Origin of the sequence: Proteus appendicitidis, from assembly GCF_030271835.1 — a bacterium.
GTDB classification, from domain to species: domain Bacteria; phylum Pseudomonadota; class Gammaproteobacteria; order Enterobacterales; family Enterobacteriaceae; genus Proteus; species Proteus appendicitidis.
The window spans coordinates 3,874,211-3,893,073 of the sequence record NZ_CP127389.1; the positions used below are offsets into that span (position 1 = coordinate 3,874,211).

Consider the following 18,863-nt stretch of genomic DNA (forward strand, 5'->3'; position numbering starts at 1 on the left):
TCCTATATAATATCTATTAGAATTAATAAATATCTTTTTAAAATTTTAAGATTTAATTATTAATATATTCTCTTTCAAGATAACTATTTTCAGTTGGATTAATAATTAAACTTAGATTATTAACAAAAGGAATACTTGTAGTAATAAAGTTAATATCACCATTAGCTGTTTTTATTTTATAATCATCAATATCAACGTAGGCAAAATCCCGCTTTAATAATATTCTTCCGACATAATTATTTAATATAAAAGAGTACCCTGCTTGGATCACGACACCTATCTTTTCATTTTTATAATAGACTTGATCGCCTTCTGAGATATGGGGGTCTTCATGCACGTTGATTATTCTTGCTCCAACTATTTTCTGAGTAACACCACTCTCAGAGCGTTGCTTTATCGCCTCTAGTCCAATAAATTCATCCTTATCGTAACTAATTGCCCACTGCATTTGTAACTCAATGGGACATCGGCTAAATGGGTTAATCACTTGTGGCTCCCAGCAAGGATTTTCGAGTCGAATATTTTTTAAATCATCGATTCCCCCTATTTCTAAATCATATTTCTCAGCCAATGCACTCAAATTTTGCCAAAGTTGAATTAATTCACCTTCCTTACCCATAATATGGTAACAATATTCACCGTGTTTACCTACACGCATAGCAATCACATCTTCGTTCACATACATAAACTCATGAAAGGGTAATCCGATAATATCCATACCAAATATTTCAGATAGAATTTCCCAAGCATAAGGTCCTTCTAGACAGATCATTCTCCAATTTGATGAGAGAGGCGTAATAGTATCAATCTGATAACTTTCTGACTGTTCTTCTTCATCAAATACTTTTTGTACATGCTGACATAATAATTCGCTATTCATCCACTCAGAAATTAAGAAATAATGTTCGTTATCGCATAACACATAAGCATCACTCATTATCTTTCCTTCTTTATCAAGAAGAAGTGTATAGAGTAATTGTTCATCACGAATAGATGAAATATCCGCAGAAATAAGATAATTTAATAATCGCCAAGCATCACTGCCAGAAATTTTCACCATGCCATAATGAGAAAAATCTGTCATTAATATACTATTTCTTACAGAAAAATACGCTTTATGTTCATTAGAATAACTTTTTGGAAGCATGACGCCATTATATTCCGCAAATAATATTTTATCTTTATTGTCCATTTCAAAATATTTCATAACATCTCCAATTAATAAAAAAGATATTTCTTAATTTCAATTATACATCTTCTTTTTCTTGTAACTTATTTAAAATAAATGTTGTTAAGCTATTTATCGTCCTCATATAATAGGGATCGTCTCCCTCTGTTACTTGAATATCAAACTCATCATTAAGAAAAACAATAATTTCTGTTGCATCAACGGAATCTAATTTTAATCCACTACCAAATAAGGGAGTATCATCATCAATTTGATCAATAGTTTTATGTAAATTAAGCCGTTCAATAAGCCCCTCTTTTACTCGCTTTAACATTTTTTTTCTTTGTTCAATTTTCTCATTTAAACTAGTATAATTTTCCATAATATTAATATCCTAAGTTTCATTTTTATCTGAATGGTAATATGCTCTAAAATTTACTATTGTGCCATTTGCAATTATTTTCTTTCCAACTCTAGCCTCAACTGAATAATGTTTAAAATTATTCTCATCAGAAAATAATAAAATACTTTTTATTTCTATTGTATCTCCGGGATATGCAGAATTTTTATATCTTAAGTTTTGTGAAGCCAGTACACCGGAAACTTTACTTCGATGCTGAGTTAAAATTATTTCTGATGCCGGTTCATTTATTGCTTTTGATATTTCCTTGAATGTTTTTAATTCAATATTTCGCTCTGCTTTATAAATCAAACAGAAATCATCGATAAAAGATAAATACTCGCTAGCTTGACCAAAGATTTCAGCGACCACAATTCCTGGTACCACAGGATCGCCAGGGAAATGCCCTAATAAATACGGATCATTAAAAGTGACATGTTTGATAGCTCTAATTATGGATTTTTCACTTGGTACAAAATCGATTATTCTATCTACCATTATTGTTGGTTGTCGCCATGCCCCTATTTTTAAAAATAGAGCCGGTGGCAGTAACGATTGATTATAGAGGCTCATAACGTTTATCTCTCATCGCATCACCATGCCACCATCAACGATTAACGTTTGCCCAACGATATAGCTAGATGCCTCAGAGCTTAAAAATACAATGGTATTGGCAACTTCAGAGCTTAATCCTAATCGCTGTAATGGAATAATGGATTTAATATGACGTACCACTTGTCGTGATACTTTTTTAACCATATCAGACTCAATCATGCCCGGAGCCACTGCATTAACTCGAATGCCTTTATTCGCTAACTCCGCAGCCAAGGTATGTGTGAAACCAATAATACCTGCCTTAGCTGCGCTATAGTTACTTTGGCCAATACTCGGTACAATTCCCGCAATGGAGGCAACATTAATAATGGTCGCCTTTTCTGCCGACCTTAAGAAAAATAATAACTGTTTAGTAAATTGGCAAGTTCCTAATAAATTCGTTTTAATAACATATTCAAATTCATCCATATTTATAGTAGAAAATAATTCATCTTTAATAACACCTGCATTATTTACTAATACATGAATAGCGTGAACATTCGCTTTGAGTATTGCTAAAAAATCACCAATCGATTTATTATTATTGATATCACATTGTAATATATGCAAATAGTCACAATCTTTATTTTCTTTTTTTAATTTATCTAAGTTACTTCTATTTTTGTGATATATAGCATAAACATGACATTGTTGTTCAAGATATTTATGGCAAATTGCTATGCCTACATCGCCATTGGCTCCCGTAACAATAACATTCTTATTTTTTAAATCAGAATATATAAACATAATAGAACACCTATAAAATACATCAATTAAAAATAGCAATAGCTACTGCGTAATGTTCACAATGAGAAATACTTAATGATGATTTAATTAGCTTTCTTTTCTTAAATAAATTATAAAAATTTCCAGTGAAAAAATAAAAAGGCGCTCCATATTTATCATGTCTTATTTCAATGTCATGAAATAAGATACCCAATCTAAATCCTGTACCTATTGCTTTTACAGCAGCTTCCTTCGCAGCCCAAAAGCCTGCAATACGATGATAGTTTTCGTTAACTACACCAATACTTTTCCTTTCATAGTCTGTTAATAATCGTTGAATTAAATGTTCTTTATTTCTGGTGATTGCAATAGTAACTTTTTTTATTTCTATAATATCAGTTCCAATTCTCATATTTTCTAATACTCAAGATAATGTATTATTTAATATATGAGCGATAAAACATCGCTCATATACAGATTAGAAAATATTATTCATTTATAGGTCCAATAATTTTACCCTTGTTGATAAAAGTACCCCGATTGTTAATGGTAATACTGTTTCTACCAACAATAGTGCCTGATTTCTCATTAGTAATGTTTTCGCCAGAAATAGTAGAATCTTTTATTGAATTGAGAATACCGTAGTTAATAATATTTCCTTTCACATTTAATTCGAAACTATTTTTACCAGACATAATACTATTAGCAGCGTTGGTATATTTGCCGTTAACCGTTACACGTAAATGTTCCACACCGGAAATTACACCATGATTTTCAAAATCTCGATTAACCGCCACCTCATTATCACCACTTGATGCAATAACACCTTTTAAATTATTACTTTCAACCGTACCGGTGTTATTATTTTTCAATGTGTCAGTTTGTAATTTTAATTTATCTCGGCCAAATAACGTTCCTTGTAAATTGGAAAAAGAGCTTGTCACTACAGAGGCATTTTTATATGATGCGATAATACCATTTTCATTATTAACAGAGGTAAATTCAATATCAATATCACCATTTTCTGTCACAATACGCCCTCCTTTATTTTCCAATAATTTATGACCTTGTAATTTCATTTCTCCTTTACTAATTAATCCCCCTTTCTGATTGGATTGACCCAAATAGAATCCCATTTCTGTTTTAAAATCTGAACTATTATTATTAGTGAGTTCTGGTGTATCAATTTCTAATTTCTGCTGAGTAATCACAAACCCTGATATATTGTTAAATTTATCCGTTTTAAAATAAAGGGAATCACCTTTAATAACGCCTTTATTATTATTTATATAAGGTGCGTTAATAGTAACCTTGTCGCCCTCTAAATAGAAAACGCCAAAGTTATTATCTAATGTTGTCGATAAAGTCACATTAGCCCCGTTTTTCGATGCTAAACCACCATAGAGGTTTTTGATCTTAGTGCTATAAAACGTTAAGAAACCACCGGATTTAATCTGTCCCCATTGATTAGTAATATCGCCTTTGTTAGTAAAACTCATATTACCATCTGTAGCAATAATGCCTTTGTCATTAACTAGCCCAGCAATATTAACTGTCATACCATCTTTACCGCTAAGAATACCTAATGAATCATCACTTGCAGTATCTGCGGTTATACCGGCATTTTTAAGTGCTTTACCATTAGTATCAATTTCAATATAGGTGACTGAACGTAGACGACTATTAGTATTATTCATTACACCACTATTAATTTTAATGCCACCGGATGCATCAATATAAGCATCAATATTATTGAAGTCTTTTAGGTTTGTATTAATATCAATCACATTCTGAGAATTAATTTCTCCATTTTTGTTATTAAATAAACCACTGTTAATTGCAATGCCATTTGTTGCTGCAAGACCAAGATTGCTACCCACCGTTGCTGTATTTGTGATTGTTTTTCCATTAGTTCGAATATCTAATTTATCTTTACTCGCAATATAGGACGCATTATTTTTTAATTCACCACTTTTGATTGTGACATTTCCAATAGCAGAAATATTACTACCAAGGATATTATCGAGTTTCTCCCCTTTAGTATCTATTACAATGGTTTTCAAACTTTCTATTTCACCTGTACTATTTTTAACGCCTTTATCGAAAACAATATTAATATCACCTTTTGATAAAAATTTACCTTTATTATTTTCAAGTAAACCATTATGAGTAAGATCAATTCCCCCCTCTGCAGTTTCAACGCTACCATTATTGATAAGTGGTGAATTATTTTCTGTGCCAACAAATTTTAGTAACAAGCTTCTAACCCCAGCATTTTTGATCACTTGTAAGCTATATTTACTAATTGGCCCTGTTGGCTTTTGCGCAATAACTGTATTGTCTTGTGCTTTAACTTCATTAGTCCCGGTTATAACATTGACGTTAATACCTGATGCATTCACTGGCTCTTCAATAGAGACATTACGAGCAATGAAATCAACCTGTGTTGAAACTTTATCAAAGACAGTATTACCTTTAACGGTAATATTTCCTTTTTCAACTTTATAACTATCAACCATGTCATTTTGTACATTTACAGTACCTGTTGTCAGAACCACGCGATCGGTACTAAGGAAATTACAGCTACTACAAATAATCCCCGCAGGATTAGATAAAATCACGCGCGCATTCGTTCCTGCTACCTCAACAGGACCATTTAGCATAATGGCTTTTTTAGCGTTAACCTCAAGAATAATATCTTTTGCAGCACCGCTTGATAAATTACTATTACCTGCAATATGCCCAGATAATTGGGTCTCTGCACCATCTGTACTATTATTTAATATTAATCCCACTTCAGGAACATCAAAACTGGTCAGTAAGTTACGCGAATAACCATTAACTACGGCTGCAATATTAAGAACATTAACATTACTATTTTCTTGCTCTTGTTGCGCCACGATATTAGCCATAGGATCAGCTTGTACCACAGTCGTCATATTTAACATTGATAACACAGAGAAAACTAATAAATTAATTTTAAAAGAAGCTTTTTTTTTCATATTCATTATAGTTACCTTATATTAAGAAGATTATTAATTGGATAATAAAATCTATTTTTATAAAAACAAAGATTTGTTAAATATCAATATATAAAAATTACATGTAGAGCAATAAAGCTAATTTAAAACTTACAGGTTGATTAACTTTAGCGAGATTTTTTTATTTGGCAAGAAGATGAAATATACATATTTAATTAAAACAAAAACAAAATATAATTTATTTAATATAAGTTAAAACTCTAATAAAAAATAAAAACAATAATAAATAAATTTTGTTTTAAATATAAATTTATTGCTTTTTAACATTGTTTTTTAATTAAAAAAATACTGATTTCCTCTTTGAACTGCTTTTTCATTATATACTCCCCTAAAAAAAGCAATCGATTACTTTTTAGGTGCAGTTCTGGTTTTATTTGTGTAGGATAAAGCGAAAAACATTTTTTTTGGGATCTTTTGTCTATGAGCATGTCATCACCAAATTCTGGATCACAGGGTTTGCTCCAACGTGTGTTTAAGCTACAAGAACACGGTACAAACGCTCGCACTGAACTAATTGCGGGTGTCACGACTTTCTTAACGATGGTTTACATTATCTTCGTTAACCCTCAAATTCTTGCCGCTGCCAATATGGATATCAAAGCCGTCTTCGTGACAACCTGCTTAATTGCGGCTTTTGGTAGTATTTTAATGGGACTCGTGGCAAATCTACCTATTGCGGTTGCCCCTGCAATGGGCCTAAACGCCTTCTTTGCCTTTGTGGTAGTTGGTGCAATGGGCTATTCGTGGGAAGTCGCGATGGGTGCGATTTTCTGGGGTGCTGTGGGATTATTTTTACTGACTCTTTTTCGTATTCGTTATTGGATAATTGCCCACATTCCACTGAGTCTACGTGTCGGTATAACAAGCGGTATCGGGTTGTTTATCGCCATGATGGGGCTAAAAAACTCGGGTATTATTATTCCTAATAATGACACGATCGTCACTATTGGTAATTTTGCCTCTCATAACGTGTTATTGGGTGCATTAGGCTTTTTTATTATCGCCATTCTTGCCGCACGTAATATTCACGCAGCTATTCTTATTTCTATCGTTATCACTACTGTGATTGGTCTGTTATTAGGCGATGTCACCTACCAAGGCGTTTTCTCTCTACCTCCATCTATCACCACTGTTGTTGGTAAAGTGGATATTATGGGTGCCTTAGATATCGGTCTTTCTGGTGTGATTTTTGCCTTTATGTTGGTTAACTTATTTGACTCATCCGGCACTTTAATTGGTGTGACTGATAAAGCAGGTTTAACCGATGACAAAGGTAAATTTCCACGCATGAAACAAGCGTTATACGTCGATAGCTTAAGCTCTGTTGCAGGCTCTGCAATGGGAACATCGTCCGTTACTGCTTTTATCGAAAGTACTTCAGGTGTTTCTGTTGGTGGTCGCACAGGCTTAACCGCGGTTGTTGTTGGTATTCTGTTCCTACTCGCGATTTTCTTATCACCGCTAGCAGGTATGGTACCAAGCTACGCAACGGCTGGCGCATTGATTTATGTGGGTGTATTAATGACATCCAGTTTAACGCGCGTGAAATGGGATGATTTAACAGAATCCGTTCCTGCCTTTATCACCGCAGTAATGATGCCGTTTAGCTTCTCAATCACCGAAGGTATCGCACTTGGTTTTATTGCTTATTGTGTAATGAAAGTGGGTACATTCCGCTGGAAAGAAATTAATCTGTGTGTTGTGATTGTTTCACTGCTGTTTATTTTGAAAATATTACTGATTGATACTCATGTTATTGATTTGAATAATCTTTTCTAAACGACATTCTAAAGCAATAGTTCTCGGACTATTGCTTTTCCTATTTTTTATCAGGTGATATTTTTGCTTTATTTTTAAACATCTCTAAAATACTATAAAGGGAACGTTATGGTTGTTTATAATGGTATGTAATAAATAATTTTATTAATAATTATATTATTTACCAACATTGTATTCATCATGATCACTTTAAGTTTACTAACTATCAGGAGGAGAAATGAATAAACGTTCACCTCATACAATAGCAAGTAGAACTATTCTAATTGGTGAAATTAAAGATAGTGAAGGTGTTAATTTCGAAGTTAGAATAATGAAAGAACGTGAAACAAGACCTAGAGTCTTAATTCTTAATGATGGTTGGGAAGAAACCGCTATTTGGGATAATGTTTATCCTATTCTTGAGCTTCAATTAGAACCCTCTAAAAATAAAAAAGGATTTAGTGTTGTATCTGAGTCTTTTTCAAATAAAATAAATAATAAATATAAAGTACAATATGAAAAACTTTTTAATCATAGAAAACTTAAAAGAATGATTAAAACTTTTAACTTACAGCATAAAAAGGCTCAAATGAATGCCACCCATTTTAATTGATCGCCATAATAAACGACTTATTTATCCAGATAATAGCGGGGATTTTGGCGAAATAGATGAATTAGGTGTAATTTTAGATAATGACCAAAAAGAATACATATTATTAAGAGAAAAAGTTAGTATTGAATTAAGTCGGTTATATGTTAAAGATATAAAAAATAATATTGTTGTTGCTAATTATGTAATGACTTTTAATTTATCTGCGCCCATATTATTTTCACCTAATTTACCCCAAATAGAATCTGCCTATGTAGATAATGAATATCGTTCATTAGGTATTTCAGTTGCAATCTATTTAAAAATAATTGAAATTTATGGTGGCGTAATTAGTGATACTCAGCAAACTCTGGGTGGAATGAACTTATGGGCAATTGGTTTATCAAATTCAGAAAATATTATGCTTTACGTTATGCATTGTCATAATAATACGTTATCACATAAATACTTTTCTAATGGTGAATTGATGCTTTATGAATGCGATAAAAAATCGCTCATAATAAACAGCGCTCATATTTGGAGCAGACCTTCTTCAATAGATTTCAATGTTGATCTCGCCTTCTTAGAAAATCTAAATATCCCAGAAGGCGATTTTGGCGAAAGAGTCGTTTTACTTGCAATATCAAAACTAATAGAAAGCACCTAATTAGGCTTTATCTATAGCAGGCAATAACAAACCAAAAATAGCAGAGTCAGAAACTTCATCACCCACAACCCAGCGCTGTTTAAGATACCCTTCTTGTTCAAAACCTAATTTCGCTAACAATGCCGCTGATGCTTTATTATCTGGGTGGATATCTGCTTCTAAACGGCGAACAGATAGATGTGTTTGAAGATACTCAATAAACGCGACCATAGCTTCTTTCATAATACCTTTGCCTTGATAAGCCATATCAAGGCAATACCCTATTTCGCCACGTCCTGAATTAGGGTAATGATTAAAGAAAACACACATGCCCATAAGTGCATGTGTTGTTTTATCGATCACCGCTAAGCGCAGATACTCTTTTCTTTCCATATGCGTGATATCTTGAATGATATCTTCCTGCGCTTCTTGCAGTGATTGCCAAGGGAGATGGCTCCAGTAGCGCGTCACTTCAGGTGAACTCATGATCTTAAACCAATCTTCAGCATCCCTCATTTCAAAAGGGCGCAATATCAATCTTTCTGTTTCAACCTGAATATCAGCGTAACGCATCTCTACTTTTCCTTATGTGTTTTTGGTGCCACAAAAGCAATACAAACAGGCTCGGTAATGGCATCTGGTTCAGCACGAAACATTATCTCTTGAGTACCAGCGATTTTTAAACTCGGCCAGTGCTTTAATCCTTCATCAAAATGTGCTTTTTCACAGTAATAGCCCACTTCACTTACCAATACGACACCTTTTTCTTCTAATTGTTGAAGTGTAATATGTCGATTATAAATATTAGGTGGTTGCACATTCTCTGCTAACACCCAAGGCTGTGAAGATAATGGTCTATCTTTGCCATAAAAAGTCACCCACTCATGCATATATTCACCGCCCACATACGCAAGTGGCGTGTGATAATGCTGATGCCAAGCTTGTTCAACATCTTGCACAAAGGTTTTTACGCCAATAAATTTTTGCCCTGCATTACGCACATTAGCGGCTTGAACGACAGTATAACCAGAAACAACCAACATACCGAAAACACCTAAACCATACAGTGCTCCACGTAATGAACGTTTAGGCATTACACTAATTGAACCCACAAAAAGCGCAGTCGCAATCGACATAAAGGGTTGTAACCACTCGCTGATACGCCCCCCTTCATGAAAACTAAACCAAATAAAAATAATCGTTAATGGAAACAAAAAAATAAAATTGAGTAATTGGCTATCTTTAGAAGCAGACCAACTAACACGCCCACCATAAAAACGTAAAATTCCCCACATTAAAATCACTGGGTAAAAAACAGTCAGTGCAGCGCGAGTTGTACGTAAATTAAAACGGTTTTCAATTTGAGAATCGACCCATTTAAACGCCGCAAAATCGGTTTGCCATAACCAAATAAAATTGGGAATAACAAAAGCAAACCAAATAGCCAATGCTAAATAGAAATAAGGAGAGCGATAACTTGCTCGAACTTTAGGAACAAAAAGGCTTGATACAAACACAGAACCAATAAAAGCTAATGATGAATATTTCCCCATTGTGGCAATACCCATCGTGATCGCGAAGGCAATCCAATATTTTTGATTGTCATTAATGGCACAAAGGAAAAAATAGAACGCCCATGCCCAACAACCCACTAGAATATAGTTATCGTTATAAGGGATAATATCAAAGTTGATCACACCCGATAAATTAAGCCCCAACATAGCAAACCAAGCTAGGTGAGTATTTTGTGTCAACTTGTAGGCTAAGTTCCAAACACCTAATAGCCCAATAGCAATGACAATAAAGTGGATAAAATACCAATAAAAGCTAAAATCGATACCGCCATAAATAGCGGGTGTCATTATAAAACCCACAAACCAAGGATTTTTGGGGGAACCCCACCCTCCGTTAATGCCCCAATTGACAGCCTCAACGGCATCATAAGGCACTGTAGGGTCAAAAAAATAACTCACTAAGATCCAAAGAGTCGCATAACCAATAACCCACCAATATACTGGTTTACGTAATTGTGCAGATGCTAATGTCATAATAAATAGAAATTTAAGTTAATTAATTTAATTTAGTCGTTAATTGACGTCACAACACAGTAAAGTATAGTGAAATGAACCGCACATTGTACGTGAGCAAAAATTAAATTGTCTTAAATTTGCGCTTTTATTGAAAATTTGTTTCTGATAGATTGCGCAACCAAGAAGATCACTATCGAGTTACCATTATGAATATGATTAAAAGAAAGCCCGCAGCTAAAGCACGTAAGAAATCGCGTGAAGAGCTGAACGCGGAAGGACGTGAACGTAAACGTCAAAAGAAACACCGTGGCAATCCTGCTGGTAACCGTCAGCAGGAAGCGGAAAATAAACAGCAAGCGAACAATACAGCGCCGAAAGATCCACGTATTGGTAGCAAAAAACCGATCCCTCTGATTGTGGGCGATGCACCAAAAGTTGTGAAGAAAAAACCTGCGCCAGTTAAAGCAGAGCCTGTTCGTTTAACGCCTGAGCAAGAGTTAGACCTATTAGAAAACGATGCACGTCTAGATGAACTACTGTCTCGTCTTGAAAACGGTGAAAAACTCAATGCAGAAGAACAAGCTTATACTGAGAAAACCCTTGATCGCATTGACGAATTAATGGTTGAGCTAGGTATTGAGTTTGAAGATGATGACGATGAAGAAAAAACTGAAGACATCATGCAATTACTAAAAGGTAAATAATCAAAAGGCTAATCATTTGCCTTGATTACCTTGCATCTAAAGGATATCAATAATTTATTGATATCCTTTTGTTTTTATGGCTTATTCTCTGTTTTACTTTTTATTAATACTGATTATTAACAATAGATCAAATAACCCTCTCAAGCTCAGATAACTCCATCTATTCCTCTCTTGTTATCCCTGATATCCTATTTTTCTATCTTTAATATACGAGTGATAAAAAATATGGATAACAAACAGCAGTACTTAGATATCGCAGCCGGGCAAGGAGAAAAAGTGCCCTCTCGTATAGTGGCCTTCCCTGCACAGCCACTAAACTATGCGCTTATTGAACAACGCCTAGAAGAACAGACCGATTACACTGATGGTGAAATCAATTATCTAAGTGAAAATATTGACGACGGTTTTTTCTATCGTTGCCAGCATGGTGATGACGAGTTACATTTTTTTGTCTGCCTTTATCCTTGTGATGAAGATTACGAAATACGTCCAATGTATTCGACTGATGAACTCACACCACAACAACTCGCACATGCGAATGCGACAACGCAAGATTTATTATTAGAAACACTTTTTACTGAAACCTTACATCCTTTAGCAAGCTATCGCCATCAACTGAATTTTCTTAATATCATCGCACCTGAAATGGTCTTAGCATTAGATGAATCAGCGGCAGGTAAAGCATTAACACCTGAGTGGATACGCTTTCAATTAGAAACGCCCGACCTCTATCCTGAAGTAGAAAGCTTATATGTTATTCATGCTGTCTATGACACAGAAAATGATCCACCCACGATGTTTTGGTTCCATACGCATGGATTAGCGCGTTGCGGCTTAACAGAAGTCGATTTAGTTATTCCAAGTATGCTTGAATCTTACTATGGTATTCCTGATCTCTTCCGCTGCTTTGTTAACAACAGTATTAATCATCGCCAAATTGAATTTGGTGAACCGATGCTGTGTGGTCAAACATCATCAGGTTTGGAGTATCTTGTCGCATTACCTTTTGAAGAAGGTATTCGTCATATTAATCAATCAACGCCTCTTGATAGCCTTAGACCTTTAGAAGAGATGCGTTATGACACTGAAGGCGCACCAAATGGCGTTTTCTTGGGTGATTTGGCTGATCGTGATGAATATCATCAACATCCTTCTTCTATGCTATTTAGAACCAATGAAGAAAACCCTGTTTTAGAAACCTTCTTTAAAGGTTATGAAGAGCAACAAGCGATGATGCTACTGCGTAGCAATGAAGAAACCTATGAGATGTCTGAAAAAGCCAAGCGACGCTGGGAATACTTCGTTTCTATGTTTGATAACTACAATCAACCGCCTGTTGAGAAAAAAAGTGGTTTTCTATCCAAATTATTAGGAAAAGACAAACCCGAAGAGACTGAAAACCCGTGGCAATTTATGATCAAGTTCGGCATTCCTTATGGTGAAGAGGAAGAGGAAGAAAAAGAGCTAGAGCATATGTGGTTTGTGCCGCAGTCTCGTGATGGAGATACCATTTATGCAAAATTACTCAACGTGCCATTTTATGTTGAGGATATGCAAGAAGGTGAAATCTATCCTATCAACACCGCATTAATAACTGATTGGGTCGTTTCATACGAAGATAATAGTTATACCCCTAACAATATTTACCAACTTTTTAGCCACCAGCAAACCCACTAATTAGCGGATATTCACCATAACAACGCGAGCTTTTCACTTAAGCTCGCGCTCTTTATATTCTTGAAATCTGTTTTTATATTGTGATCCGTTAATATCATTAATTAATTGTTATTTTGTTGCTACGTTGACATTTCAACTCTTCACATTCTGTTTTTGTCTAGTAACAGATAAGATAAACAGTCTATTTTCATCTCAATATCTTTTCTCTGGTTGATTTAAATCAAGTGTAGACATGCATAGACTAGGCTAAATTATACCCAATAAGGATAATTATAATTCTCATTAGCATTAAAAATATTTATTATAATTAACCTTAATATTATTATGTGAATTCTCATATCCGTTAATAATTATCAGTATCATTATTTTTTGTATCAATATTCGTGGAAGGACGATTATGTCTCTGATCCCAAATCACAGTTATAAAATCTTGAGCTACTCACCTCAGATTAGCCCTGCATACAGACAGAAATTATTATCTTTAGGTATGTTACCTGGCGCTGTGTTTAACGTTATTCGTATCGCACCACTGGGTGATCCTATTCAAATAGAAACGCACCGAGTATCCCTAATTTTGAGAAAAAAAGATCTCGCACTCATTAATCTTAGCGAAGTGGTTCATAACGAAAAATAATCGTTATTTCTCATTCAACCAGGCAAGACAACTATTGGCATCACTATTATGACTCCTCTCACTATAGGTCTTATCGGCAATCCTAATGCTGGTAAAACAACACTCTTTAATCAGTTAACAGGCTCTCGCCAACGTGTGGGTAACTGGGCGGGTGTAACGGTCGAACGCAAAGTTGGTCGTTTCACAACTGCAAATCATAAAATTGAGCTGGTCGATTTGCCCGGCACTTACTCTTTAACGACAATCTCAGAACAAACATCGCTTGATGAACAAATTGCCTGCCATTTTATTTTAAGTAATGAAGCAGACATGCTGATTAACGTGGTTGATGCATCAAATCTTGAGCGTAACCTCTATTTGACATTGCAACTACTAGAGCTTGGTATTCCGTGTATCGTGGCATTAAACATGCTCGACATTGCAGAACACCAAGATATGCAAATTGATATCAAGGCACTTTCAAAGCAACTGGGTTGCCCTGTTATTCCAATGGTTTCAACCAAAGCATCGGGAATTGATAAGCTCAAAGAAGCCATTGATACCTTCCCTGCTGAAAAGAAAAAACCACAAGAATTACTGACATCTTATCCGATATGGTTACTTAATGAAGTCGAGGCACTTGCTGAAAAAATTAATCACGATGAGTTTAATTTACAGCAACGTCGTTGGATGGCATTACAGTGCTTAGAGGGTGATATCTATACTCACCAACGTGCTCAAATCACTAGTGACGATATCAAAACCATTCGCCAACGAATTCAAGACGAACATAACAATGAACCCGAATTAGTCATTGCTGATGCCCGTTATCAAAATATTGAGCGCATCTGCCATGCCGTGATTAATATGGAAGCCATTAAGCCTAATATCCTGACGCAAAATATCGATAAAGTGATATTAAACCGTTGGTTAGGTGTTCCTATCTTCCTGTTTGTTATGTACTTAATGTTTGTGCTCGCAATTAACATTGGTGGTGCTTTACAGCCTGCTTTTGAAGGTGGCTCTGAAGCTATCTTTATCCATGGTATTCAATGGATTGGTGCAACCTTTAACTTCCCTGAATGGCTGACCATTTTCCTTGCTCAAGGTATCGGTGGCGGTATTAATACGGTACTTCCATTAGTGCCACAAATCGGAATGATGTACCTGTTCTTATCTATTCTTGAAGACTCAGGTTATATGGCACGAGCTGCATTTGTAATGGACAGATTGATGCAGGCTCTGGGTTTACCGGGTAAATCATTCGTACCACTGATTGTCGGTTTTGGTTGTAACGTACCTTCCATTATGGGTGCGCGTACACTGGATGCACCAAGAGAACGCCTGATCACCGTATTGATGGCACCGTTTATGTCTTGTGGTGCACGTTTAGCTATCTTTGCTGTATTTGCTGCTGCTTTCTTTGGTAAAAATGGCGCAAGTGTTGTTTTCTCACTTTATCTTCTGGGTATTGTAGTTGCTATCCTCACAGGCTTACTGCTAAAACACACCATTATGCGTGGCGAAGCCTCACCTTTCGTGATGGAGCTGCCAGTTTATCACGTTCCTCACCTAAAAACGTTGCTCATGCAAACATGGCAACGTCTAAAAGGCTTCGTGGTACGTGCAGGTAAAGTCATTATTATTGCCAGTATGTTTATTGGTGCGCTAAACAGCTTTACCTTCTCAGGTAAACCTGCGGATAACATCAATGATTCTGCATTAGCGTCTGTCAGTAAAGTGATCACACCATTACTGCAACCTATTGGTGTTCATAGTGATAACTGGCAAGCAACAGTTGGTTTAGTCACTGGTGCAATGGCGAAAGAAGTGGTAGTGGGAACATTAAATACCCTCTATACCGCAGAAAGCATTGTTAATGAGCCATTTGATCCTGAAGAATTCGACCTGTGGGGCGAAATTGGTGATGCCTTTGGTGAAACATGGGATAGCTTAAAAGAAACCTTCACTCTCGCTGCGCTTTCTAATCCAATTGAAGCAAGCAAAGGTGATGGTGAAATGGATACCGGCACCATGGGCACCATGGGCGCTAAATTTGGCTCAGGCGTTGCGGCATACAGCTACTTAATCTTTGTTTTACTGTATGTACCTTGCGTTTCAGTAATGGGTGCTATCGCCCGTGAAACAAGCCGTGGTTGGATGACTTTCTCTATCCTTTGGGGATTAAATATTGCTTACTCATTGGCAGCCCTGTTCTATCAAGTGGCAACCTTTAGTGAACATCCACAAAGCAGCGGTATAACGATTGCAGCGGTGGTTATCTTCAACTTAATTTTATTTATCTTGTTGCGTAATGCGCGTAGTCGCCTAACAATTAACTTAAGCAATAAACCTTCATTATCAAAACAATGTTGTTCAAAAGGTAGTTGTCACTAAGTGACAAAGGAAAAGTAAGATGGCAAGTCTGATAGAAGTACGTGATTGTATCGCCCTTAATGGTCGAGCCGATGCCCGTCTTATCAGCCATCAACTCAATATGCCTGAACCTTTGGTGCAAGCAATGTTAGAGCGGCTCACATTGATGGGTAAGCTTGAAGAGGTGGATGTAGAAGATTGTCTCACAGGCAGTTGTAAAAGTTGCCCTGAAGCCACCGCATGCCAAACAAAGCTTTATCAATTACGTTAACTGTTTGTTAAATATCGCTTAAATGCAAAATCCCTTACCTTGGTAAGGGATTTTTTTTGTCTTATCGTTAATGATGCCATTTTTTATCTTCTTATTTATTGGTTTACTTTTCTAATTATCCCATCATAATTCGATACTTAAACAAGACGTCGAGACGTCTTTACGTCCAAAATGAAATTATACACATCGATCATTCTTATAAGGATAATAGATTATGCCGATAACTGAATTTTCATCGATTGTTACCAGTGGTGATCAAGGTGGGTTACAGATGCAATGTGCCTCACGTCAATTTCAATTTCTCCTTGATGAACCTCCATCATTAGGTGGACAAGACAGTGCAATGAACCCCGTTGAAGCACTATTAGGTACACTAGGGGCGTGTAAGGGCATTGTTGCAAAAAGCTTTTCGCGTATGCACGATATCAAGCTTGAAAATATTCGTATTGAAGTCAGAGGAGAATTAGATACCGATGGTTTTATGGGGAAAAATAAACAAGCCAAAATAGGTTTTAGTAAAATTACCACTCATTTCTTTATTCAGGCAGACAATAGCGAAGAAGAAATTGCTGAATTTATCGCCTTTATTGAGCGAACTTGTCCTGTCTTTGACACAATCAAAAATCCACCGATTTGTGAAACTTCATACAGTATTGAAAATGTAATGGCGTAAGAAAAATACGACTGCCCCCTATTTGGGGCAGTTATTGATAAATGGATTACTTAAGAGAACAAGCATTAATTAACGCTTGCGTAAATTCATCGGGATGCGAAATAAACGGAGCATGCGCGGCATTACGGAAAATAACAGAAGGTGATTGAGGATAAATAGCATCTAATAATCCAGCTACTTTTCGTGGCACTACGCCATCTAAATAACCATAAAAACGAATAAAAGGACAACGCAACGCTTTCAATTCTTCTCGTAAATCTTCCGTTCTCAAAATTTCTAATCCACCATTAAGCACTTCAACAGTAGGTAGTGGTTGTTCTAATACCATTGATTTTAATGCTTTCATATCTTCACGGGCGCTTTTTGTACCTAATGTTTGTAGCGCTAAAAAGCGTTCAACGGTGCGATGAAAATTCTCATTTAATTGCTGCTCAAAGCCTTTTAAAACCTCAGGTTTGATACCCGGCCAATCATTATGAGCGCCAAAGCAAGGCGAAGATGCCACCGAAATCAAGGCTTGTACATGATTGGGATTATCTAACACCACACGGCTCGCCACTAATCCACCTAAAGACCAACCTAACCAAATTGCATTTTCAGGGGCGTTGGCAAAAACAATTTCTGCCATCTCTTTTAATGTCAGAGCAGGAAAACCTTGGCTACGACCATAGCCCGGTAAATCAACAAGATGCAATGTAAAATGCGAGCTTAATCGAGGTATTAATGATTGCCAAACCTGTGCATTCAACCCCCACCCATGTAATAGCACAAGATCTGTTTTTCCTTCACCGATTGTCTGCCAATACAATTTATTCATTGTTATGCTCTCTTTTCTTTTACAAGGATGTTCATTATGTGGATAACAATAGCAGGATATTGTTGGTTATGTCGTCAACCCTTACATTATGATACTAAAGGTATTTGCTCGAGTTGTATTCGCTATTTACCTAAACAGCATCATCGTTGCCCATGCTGTTTATATCCCTCATCCCACTCTATGATGCTATGTGGACGCTGCTTACAATCGCCTCCACCATGGAAACAGATGTTGACAGTCACTGACTATCAACCACCATTAAATAAATTATTACACCTTTATAAATACCAACCTCGCCCTCAAATAGCGTTATGTCTTGCACGACTTTTTCTCTTGCGATGGCTTGCACATCGACGAGAAAATTTGGTGCAGAAACCTGACAGAATTATTAGCGTTCCTTCACATCGTCATCGCCGTTGGTCTAGAGGCTTTGAGCAAGTAGAAGCTATCGCTAAGCCTTTGGCAAGGTGGCTAAATTGTGCTTATCAACCTGATACCCTGATAAGAACTCGTGCTACACTGGTGCAAACGCATCTTAATGCCAAGCAAAGGCAACAAAATTTAAAGAATGCATTTGTATTAAATAACACAGTGTCGGTATCAGGGAAAAATCTGGCACTAATTGATGATGTTATCACTACAGGTGCGACATTAAAGAGCATTATACCCTTGTTATTTCGTGCGGGAGCACGCTCTGTTGAGGTATGGGCGATTTGTCGAACCTTGTAGTTAACCGCCAATTGGGCGTATGATAACCAACCAGAACAGTCAACTATTGAG

At 36.0% G+C, this 18,863-nt stretch carries 19 protein-coding genes; 10 read left to right on the forward strand and 9 right to left on the reverse strand.

The window, feature by feature from the left end:
• Positions 1-52 precede the first annotated feature (52 nt).
• From QQS39_RS17675 to QQS39_RS17700, 6 genes are all read right to left on the reverse strand, one after another.
• The gene (locus tag QQS39_RS17675) at positions 53-1,207 is read right to left on the reverse strand and encodes an aminomethyl transferase family protein (protein ID WP_285805070.1); all 1,155 of its coding nucleotides are present in this window, start codon (positions 1,205-1,207) and stop codon (positions 53-55) included.
• Between the two features lie 40 nt (positions 1,208-1,247).
• Positions 1,248-1,550: an acyl carrier protein gene (locus QQS39_RS17680; RefSeq protein WP_285805071.1), complete on the reverse strand. Its 303-nt coding sequence runs from the start codon at positions 1,548-1,550 to the stop codon at positions 1,248-1,250.
• A gap of 12 nt (positions 1,551-1,562) precedes the next feature.
• Positions 1,563-2,141: a hotdog family protein gene (locus QQS39_RS17685; RefSeq protein WP_285805072.1), complete on the reverse strand. Its 579-nt coding sequence runs from the start codon at positions 2,139-2,141 to the stop codon at positions 1,563-1,565.
• A gap of 12 nt (positions 2,142-2,153) precedes the next feature.
• Entirely contained in the window at positions 2,154-2,909 is a 756-nt protein-coding gene (locus QQS39_RS17690; RefSeq protein ID WP_285805073.1) for an SDR family oxidoreductase, read from the reverse strand.
• Positions 2,910-2,931: 22 nt separating this feature from the next.
• Positions 2,932-3,300: a holo-ACP synthase gene (acpS, locus tag QQS39_RS17695; RefSeq protein WP_285805074.1), complete on the reverse strand. Its 369-nt coding sequence runs from the start codon at positions 3,298-3,300 to the stop codon at positions 2,932-2,934.
• Between the two features lie 76 nt (positions 3,301-3,376).
• Positions 3,377-5,896 (reverse strand): two-partner secretion domain-containing protein, encoded by a 2,520-nt coding sequence (locus tag QQS39_RS17700; protein WP_285805075.1) that lies wholly within the window; start codon positions 5,894-5,896, stop codon positions 3,377-3,379.
• Between the two features lie 453 nt (positions 5,897-6,349).
• Here QQS39_RS17700 and QQS39_RS17705 point away from each other — a divergent pair, with 453 nt between their 5' ends.
• The 3 genes from QQS39_RS17705 to QQS39_RS17715 all read left to right on the forward strand — a co-directional run bounded on the left by QQS39_RS17705 (position 6,350) and on the right by QQS39_RS17715 (position 8,943).
• A complete protein-coding gene (locus QQS39_RS17705) occupies positions 6,350-7,708 on the forward strand; it encodes an NCS2 family permease (RefSeq protein WP_285805076.1) in 1,359 nt (452 codons plus the stop codon).
• A 217-nt stretch (positions 7,709-7,925) separates the two neighbouring features.
• Positions 7,926-8,300, forward strand: a complete 375-nt coding sequence (locus QQS39_RS17710; RefSeq protein ID WP_285805077.1) for a hypothetical protein — start codon at positions 7,926-7,928, stop codon at positions 8,298-8,300.
• On the forward strand, positions 8,281-8,943 hold the full coding sequence (locus QQS39_RS17715; protein WP_285805078.1) for a hypothetical protein: 663 nt from the start codon (positions 8,281-8,283) through the stop codon (positions 8,941-8,943). The genes QQS39_RS17710 and QQS39_RS17715 overlap by 20 nt, the downstream gene beginning before the upstream one ends.
• Here QQS39_RS17715 and QQS39_RS17720 read toward each other — a convergent pair whose 3' ends face one another.
• A complete protein-coding gene (locus QQS39_RS17720) occupies positions 8,944-9,495 on the reverse strand; it encodes a GNAT family N-acetyltransferase (protein WP_285805079.1) in 552 nt (183 codons plus the stop codon).
• A 2-nt stretch (positions 9,496-9,497) separates the two neighbouring features.
• Positions 9,498-10,970: a glycosyltransferase family 39 protein gene (locus QQS39_RS17725; protein ID WP_151436379.1), complete on the reverse strand. Its 1,473-nt coding sequence runs from the start codon at positions 10,968-10,970 to the stop codon at positions 9,498-9,500.
• A 188-nt stretch (positions 10,971-11,158) separates the two neighbouring features.
• Between QQS39_RS17725 and yihI the strand changes: the two genes are divergently transcribed.
• The 6 genes from yihI to QQS39_RS17755 all read left to right on the forward strand — a co-directional run bounded on the left by yihI (position 11,159) and on the right by QQS39_RS17755 (position 17,266).
• Entirely contained in the window at positions 11,159-11,656 is a 498-nt protein-coding gene (gene yihI, locus QQS39_RS17730) for a Der GTPase-activating protein YihI (protein ID WP_151436380.1), read from the forward strand.
• Between the two features lie 225 nt (positions 11,657-11,881).
• Entirely contained in the window at positions 11,882-13,333 is a 1,452-nt protein-coding gene (locus tag QQS39_RS17735; RefSeq protein WP_285805080.1) for a DUF4026 domain-containing protein, read from the forward strand.
• Positions 13,334-13,730: 397 nt separating this feature from the next.
• The gene (gene feoA / locus QQS39_RS17740) at positions 13,731-13,967 is read left to right on the forward strand and encodes a ferrous iron transporter A (RefSeq protein WP_036914344.1); all 237 of its coding nucleotides are present in this window, start codon (positions 13,731-13,733) and stop codon (positions 13,965-13,967) included.
• Between the two features lie 48 nt (positions 13,968-14,015).
• Positions 14,016-16,343 carry a Fe(2+) transporter permease subunit FeoB gene (gene feoB, locus QQS39_RS17745; protein ID WP_151436382.1) on the forward strand — a complete coding sequence of 776 codons (2,328 nt, stop codon included), beginning with the start codon at positions 14,016-14,018 and terminating at the stop codon, positions 16,341-16,343.
• 19 nt (positions 16,344-16,362) lie between these two features.
• Positions 16,363-16,593 carry a FeoC-like transcriptional regulator gene (locus QQS39_RS17750; RefSeq protein WP_100159654.1) on the forward strand — a complete coding sequence of 77 codons (231 nt, stop codon included), beginning with the start codon at positions 16,363-16,365 and terminating at the stop codon, positions 16,591-16,593.
• Between the two features lie 214 nt (positions 16,594-16,807).
• Positions 16,808-17,266: an OsmC family protein gene (locus QQS39_RS17755; RefSeq protein WP_151436383.1), complete on the forward strand. Its 459-nt coding sequence runs from the start codon at positions 16,808-16,810 to the stop codon at positions 17,264-17,266.
• 46 nt (positions 17,267-17,312) lie between these two features.
• Here QQS39_RS17755 and bioH read toward each other — a convergent pair whose 3' ends face one another.
• Complete coding sequence (gene bioH, locus QQS39_RS17760) at positions 17,313-18,083, reverse strand: pimeloyl-ACP methyl ester esterase BioH (RefSeq protein ID WP_285805081.1); 771 nt, start codon at positions 18,081-18,083, stop codon at positions 17,313-17,315.
• A gap of 36 nt (positions 18,084-18,119) precedes the next feature.
• Here bioH and gntX point away from each other — a divergent pair, with 36 nt between their 5' ends.
• On the forward strand, positions 18,120-18,812 hold the full coding sequence (gene gntX / locus QQS39_RS17765; protein ID WP_151436385.1) for a DNA utilization protein GntX: 693 nt from the start codon (positions 18,120-18,122) through the stop codon (positions 18,810-18,812).
• The last annotated feature ends 51 nt before the right edge of the window (positions 18,813-18,863 follow it).

What these genes read in the sequence shown, in the direction of transcription:
- acpS (WP_285805074.1), bottom strand. Translation starts at nt 3,300, where the DNA reads ATGAGAATTGGAACTGATATTATAGAAATAAAAAAAGTTACTATTGCA.
- QQS39_RS17705 (WP_285805076.1), top strand. Translation starts at nt 6,350, where the DNA reads ATGAGCATGTCATCACCAAATTCTGGATCACAGGGTTTGCTCCAACGT.
- QQS39_RS17710 (WP_285805077.1), top strand. Translation starts at nt 7,926, where the DNA reads ATGAATAAACGTTCACCTCATACAATAGCAAGTAGAACTATTCTAATT.
- QQS39_RS17725 (WP_151436379.1), bottom strand. Translation starts at nt 10,970, where the DNA reads ATGACATTAGCATCTGCACAATTACGTAAACCAGTATATTGGTGGGTT.
- gntX (WP_151436385.1), top strand. Translation starts at nt 18,120, where the DNA reads ATGTGGATAACAATAGCAGGATATTGTTGGTTATGTCGTCAACCCTTA.
- QQS39_RS17735 (WP_285805080.1), top strand. Translation starts at nt 11,882, where the DNA reads ATGGATAACAAACAGCAGTACTTAGATATCGCAGCCGGGCAAGGAGAA.
- QQS39_RS17685 (WP_285805072.1), bottom strand. Translation starts at nt 2,141, where the DNA reads ATGAGCCTCTATAATCAATCGTTACTGCCACCGGCTCTATTTTTAAAA.
- QQS39_RS17755 (WP_151436383.1), top strand. Translation starts at nt 16,808, where the DNA reads ATGCCGATAACTGAATTTTCATCGATTGTTACCAGTGGTGATCAAGGT.
- bioH (WP_285805081.1), bottom strand. Translation starts at nt 18,083, where the DNA reads ATGAATAAATTGTATTGGCAGACAATCGGTGAAGGAAAAACAGATCTT.
- feoA (WP_036914344.1), top strand. Translation starts at nt 13,731, where the DNA reads ATGTCTCTGATCCCAAATCACAGTTATAAAATCTTGAGCTACTCACCT.
- QQS39_RS17690 (WP_285805073.1), bottom strand. Translation starts at nt 2,909, where the DNA reads ATGTTTATATATTCTGATTTAAAAAATAAGAATGTTATTGTTACGGGA.
- QQS39_RS17675 (WP_285805070.1), bottom strand. Translation starts at nt 1,207, where the DNA reads ATGAAATATTTTGAAATGGACAATAAAGATAAAATATTATTTGCGGAA.
- QQS39_RS17680 (WP_285805071.1), bottom strand. Translation starts at nt 1,550, where the DNA reads ATGGAAAATTATACTAGTTTAAATGAGAAAATTGAACAAAGAAAAAAA.
- QQS39_RS17715 (WP_285805078.1), top strand. Translation starts at nt 8,281, where the DNA reads ATGCCACCCATTTTAATTGATCGCCATAATAAACGACTTATTTATCCA.
- QQS39_RS17750 (WP_100159654.1), top strand. Translation starts at nt 16,363, where the DNA reads ATGGCAAGTCTGATAGAAGTACGTGATTGTATCGCCCTTAATGGTCGA.
- yihI (WP_151436380.1), top strand. Translation starts at nt 11,159, where the DNA reads ATGAATATGATTAAAAGAAAGCCCGCAGCTAAAGCACGTAAGAAATCG.
- QQS39_RS17700 (WP_285805075.1), bottom strand. Translation starts at nt 5,896, where the DNA reads ATGAATATGAAAAAAAAAGCTTCTTTTAAAATTAATTTATTAGTTTTC.
- feoB (WP_151436382.1), top strand. Translation starts at nt 14,016, where the DNA reads ATGACTCCTCTCACTATAGGTCTTATCGGCAATCCTAATGCTGGTAAA.
- QQS39_RS17720 (WP_285805079.1), bottom strand. Translation starts at nt 9,495, where the DNA reads ATGCGTTACGCTGATATTCAGGTTGAAACAGAAAGATTGATATTGCGC.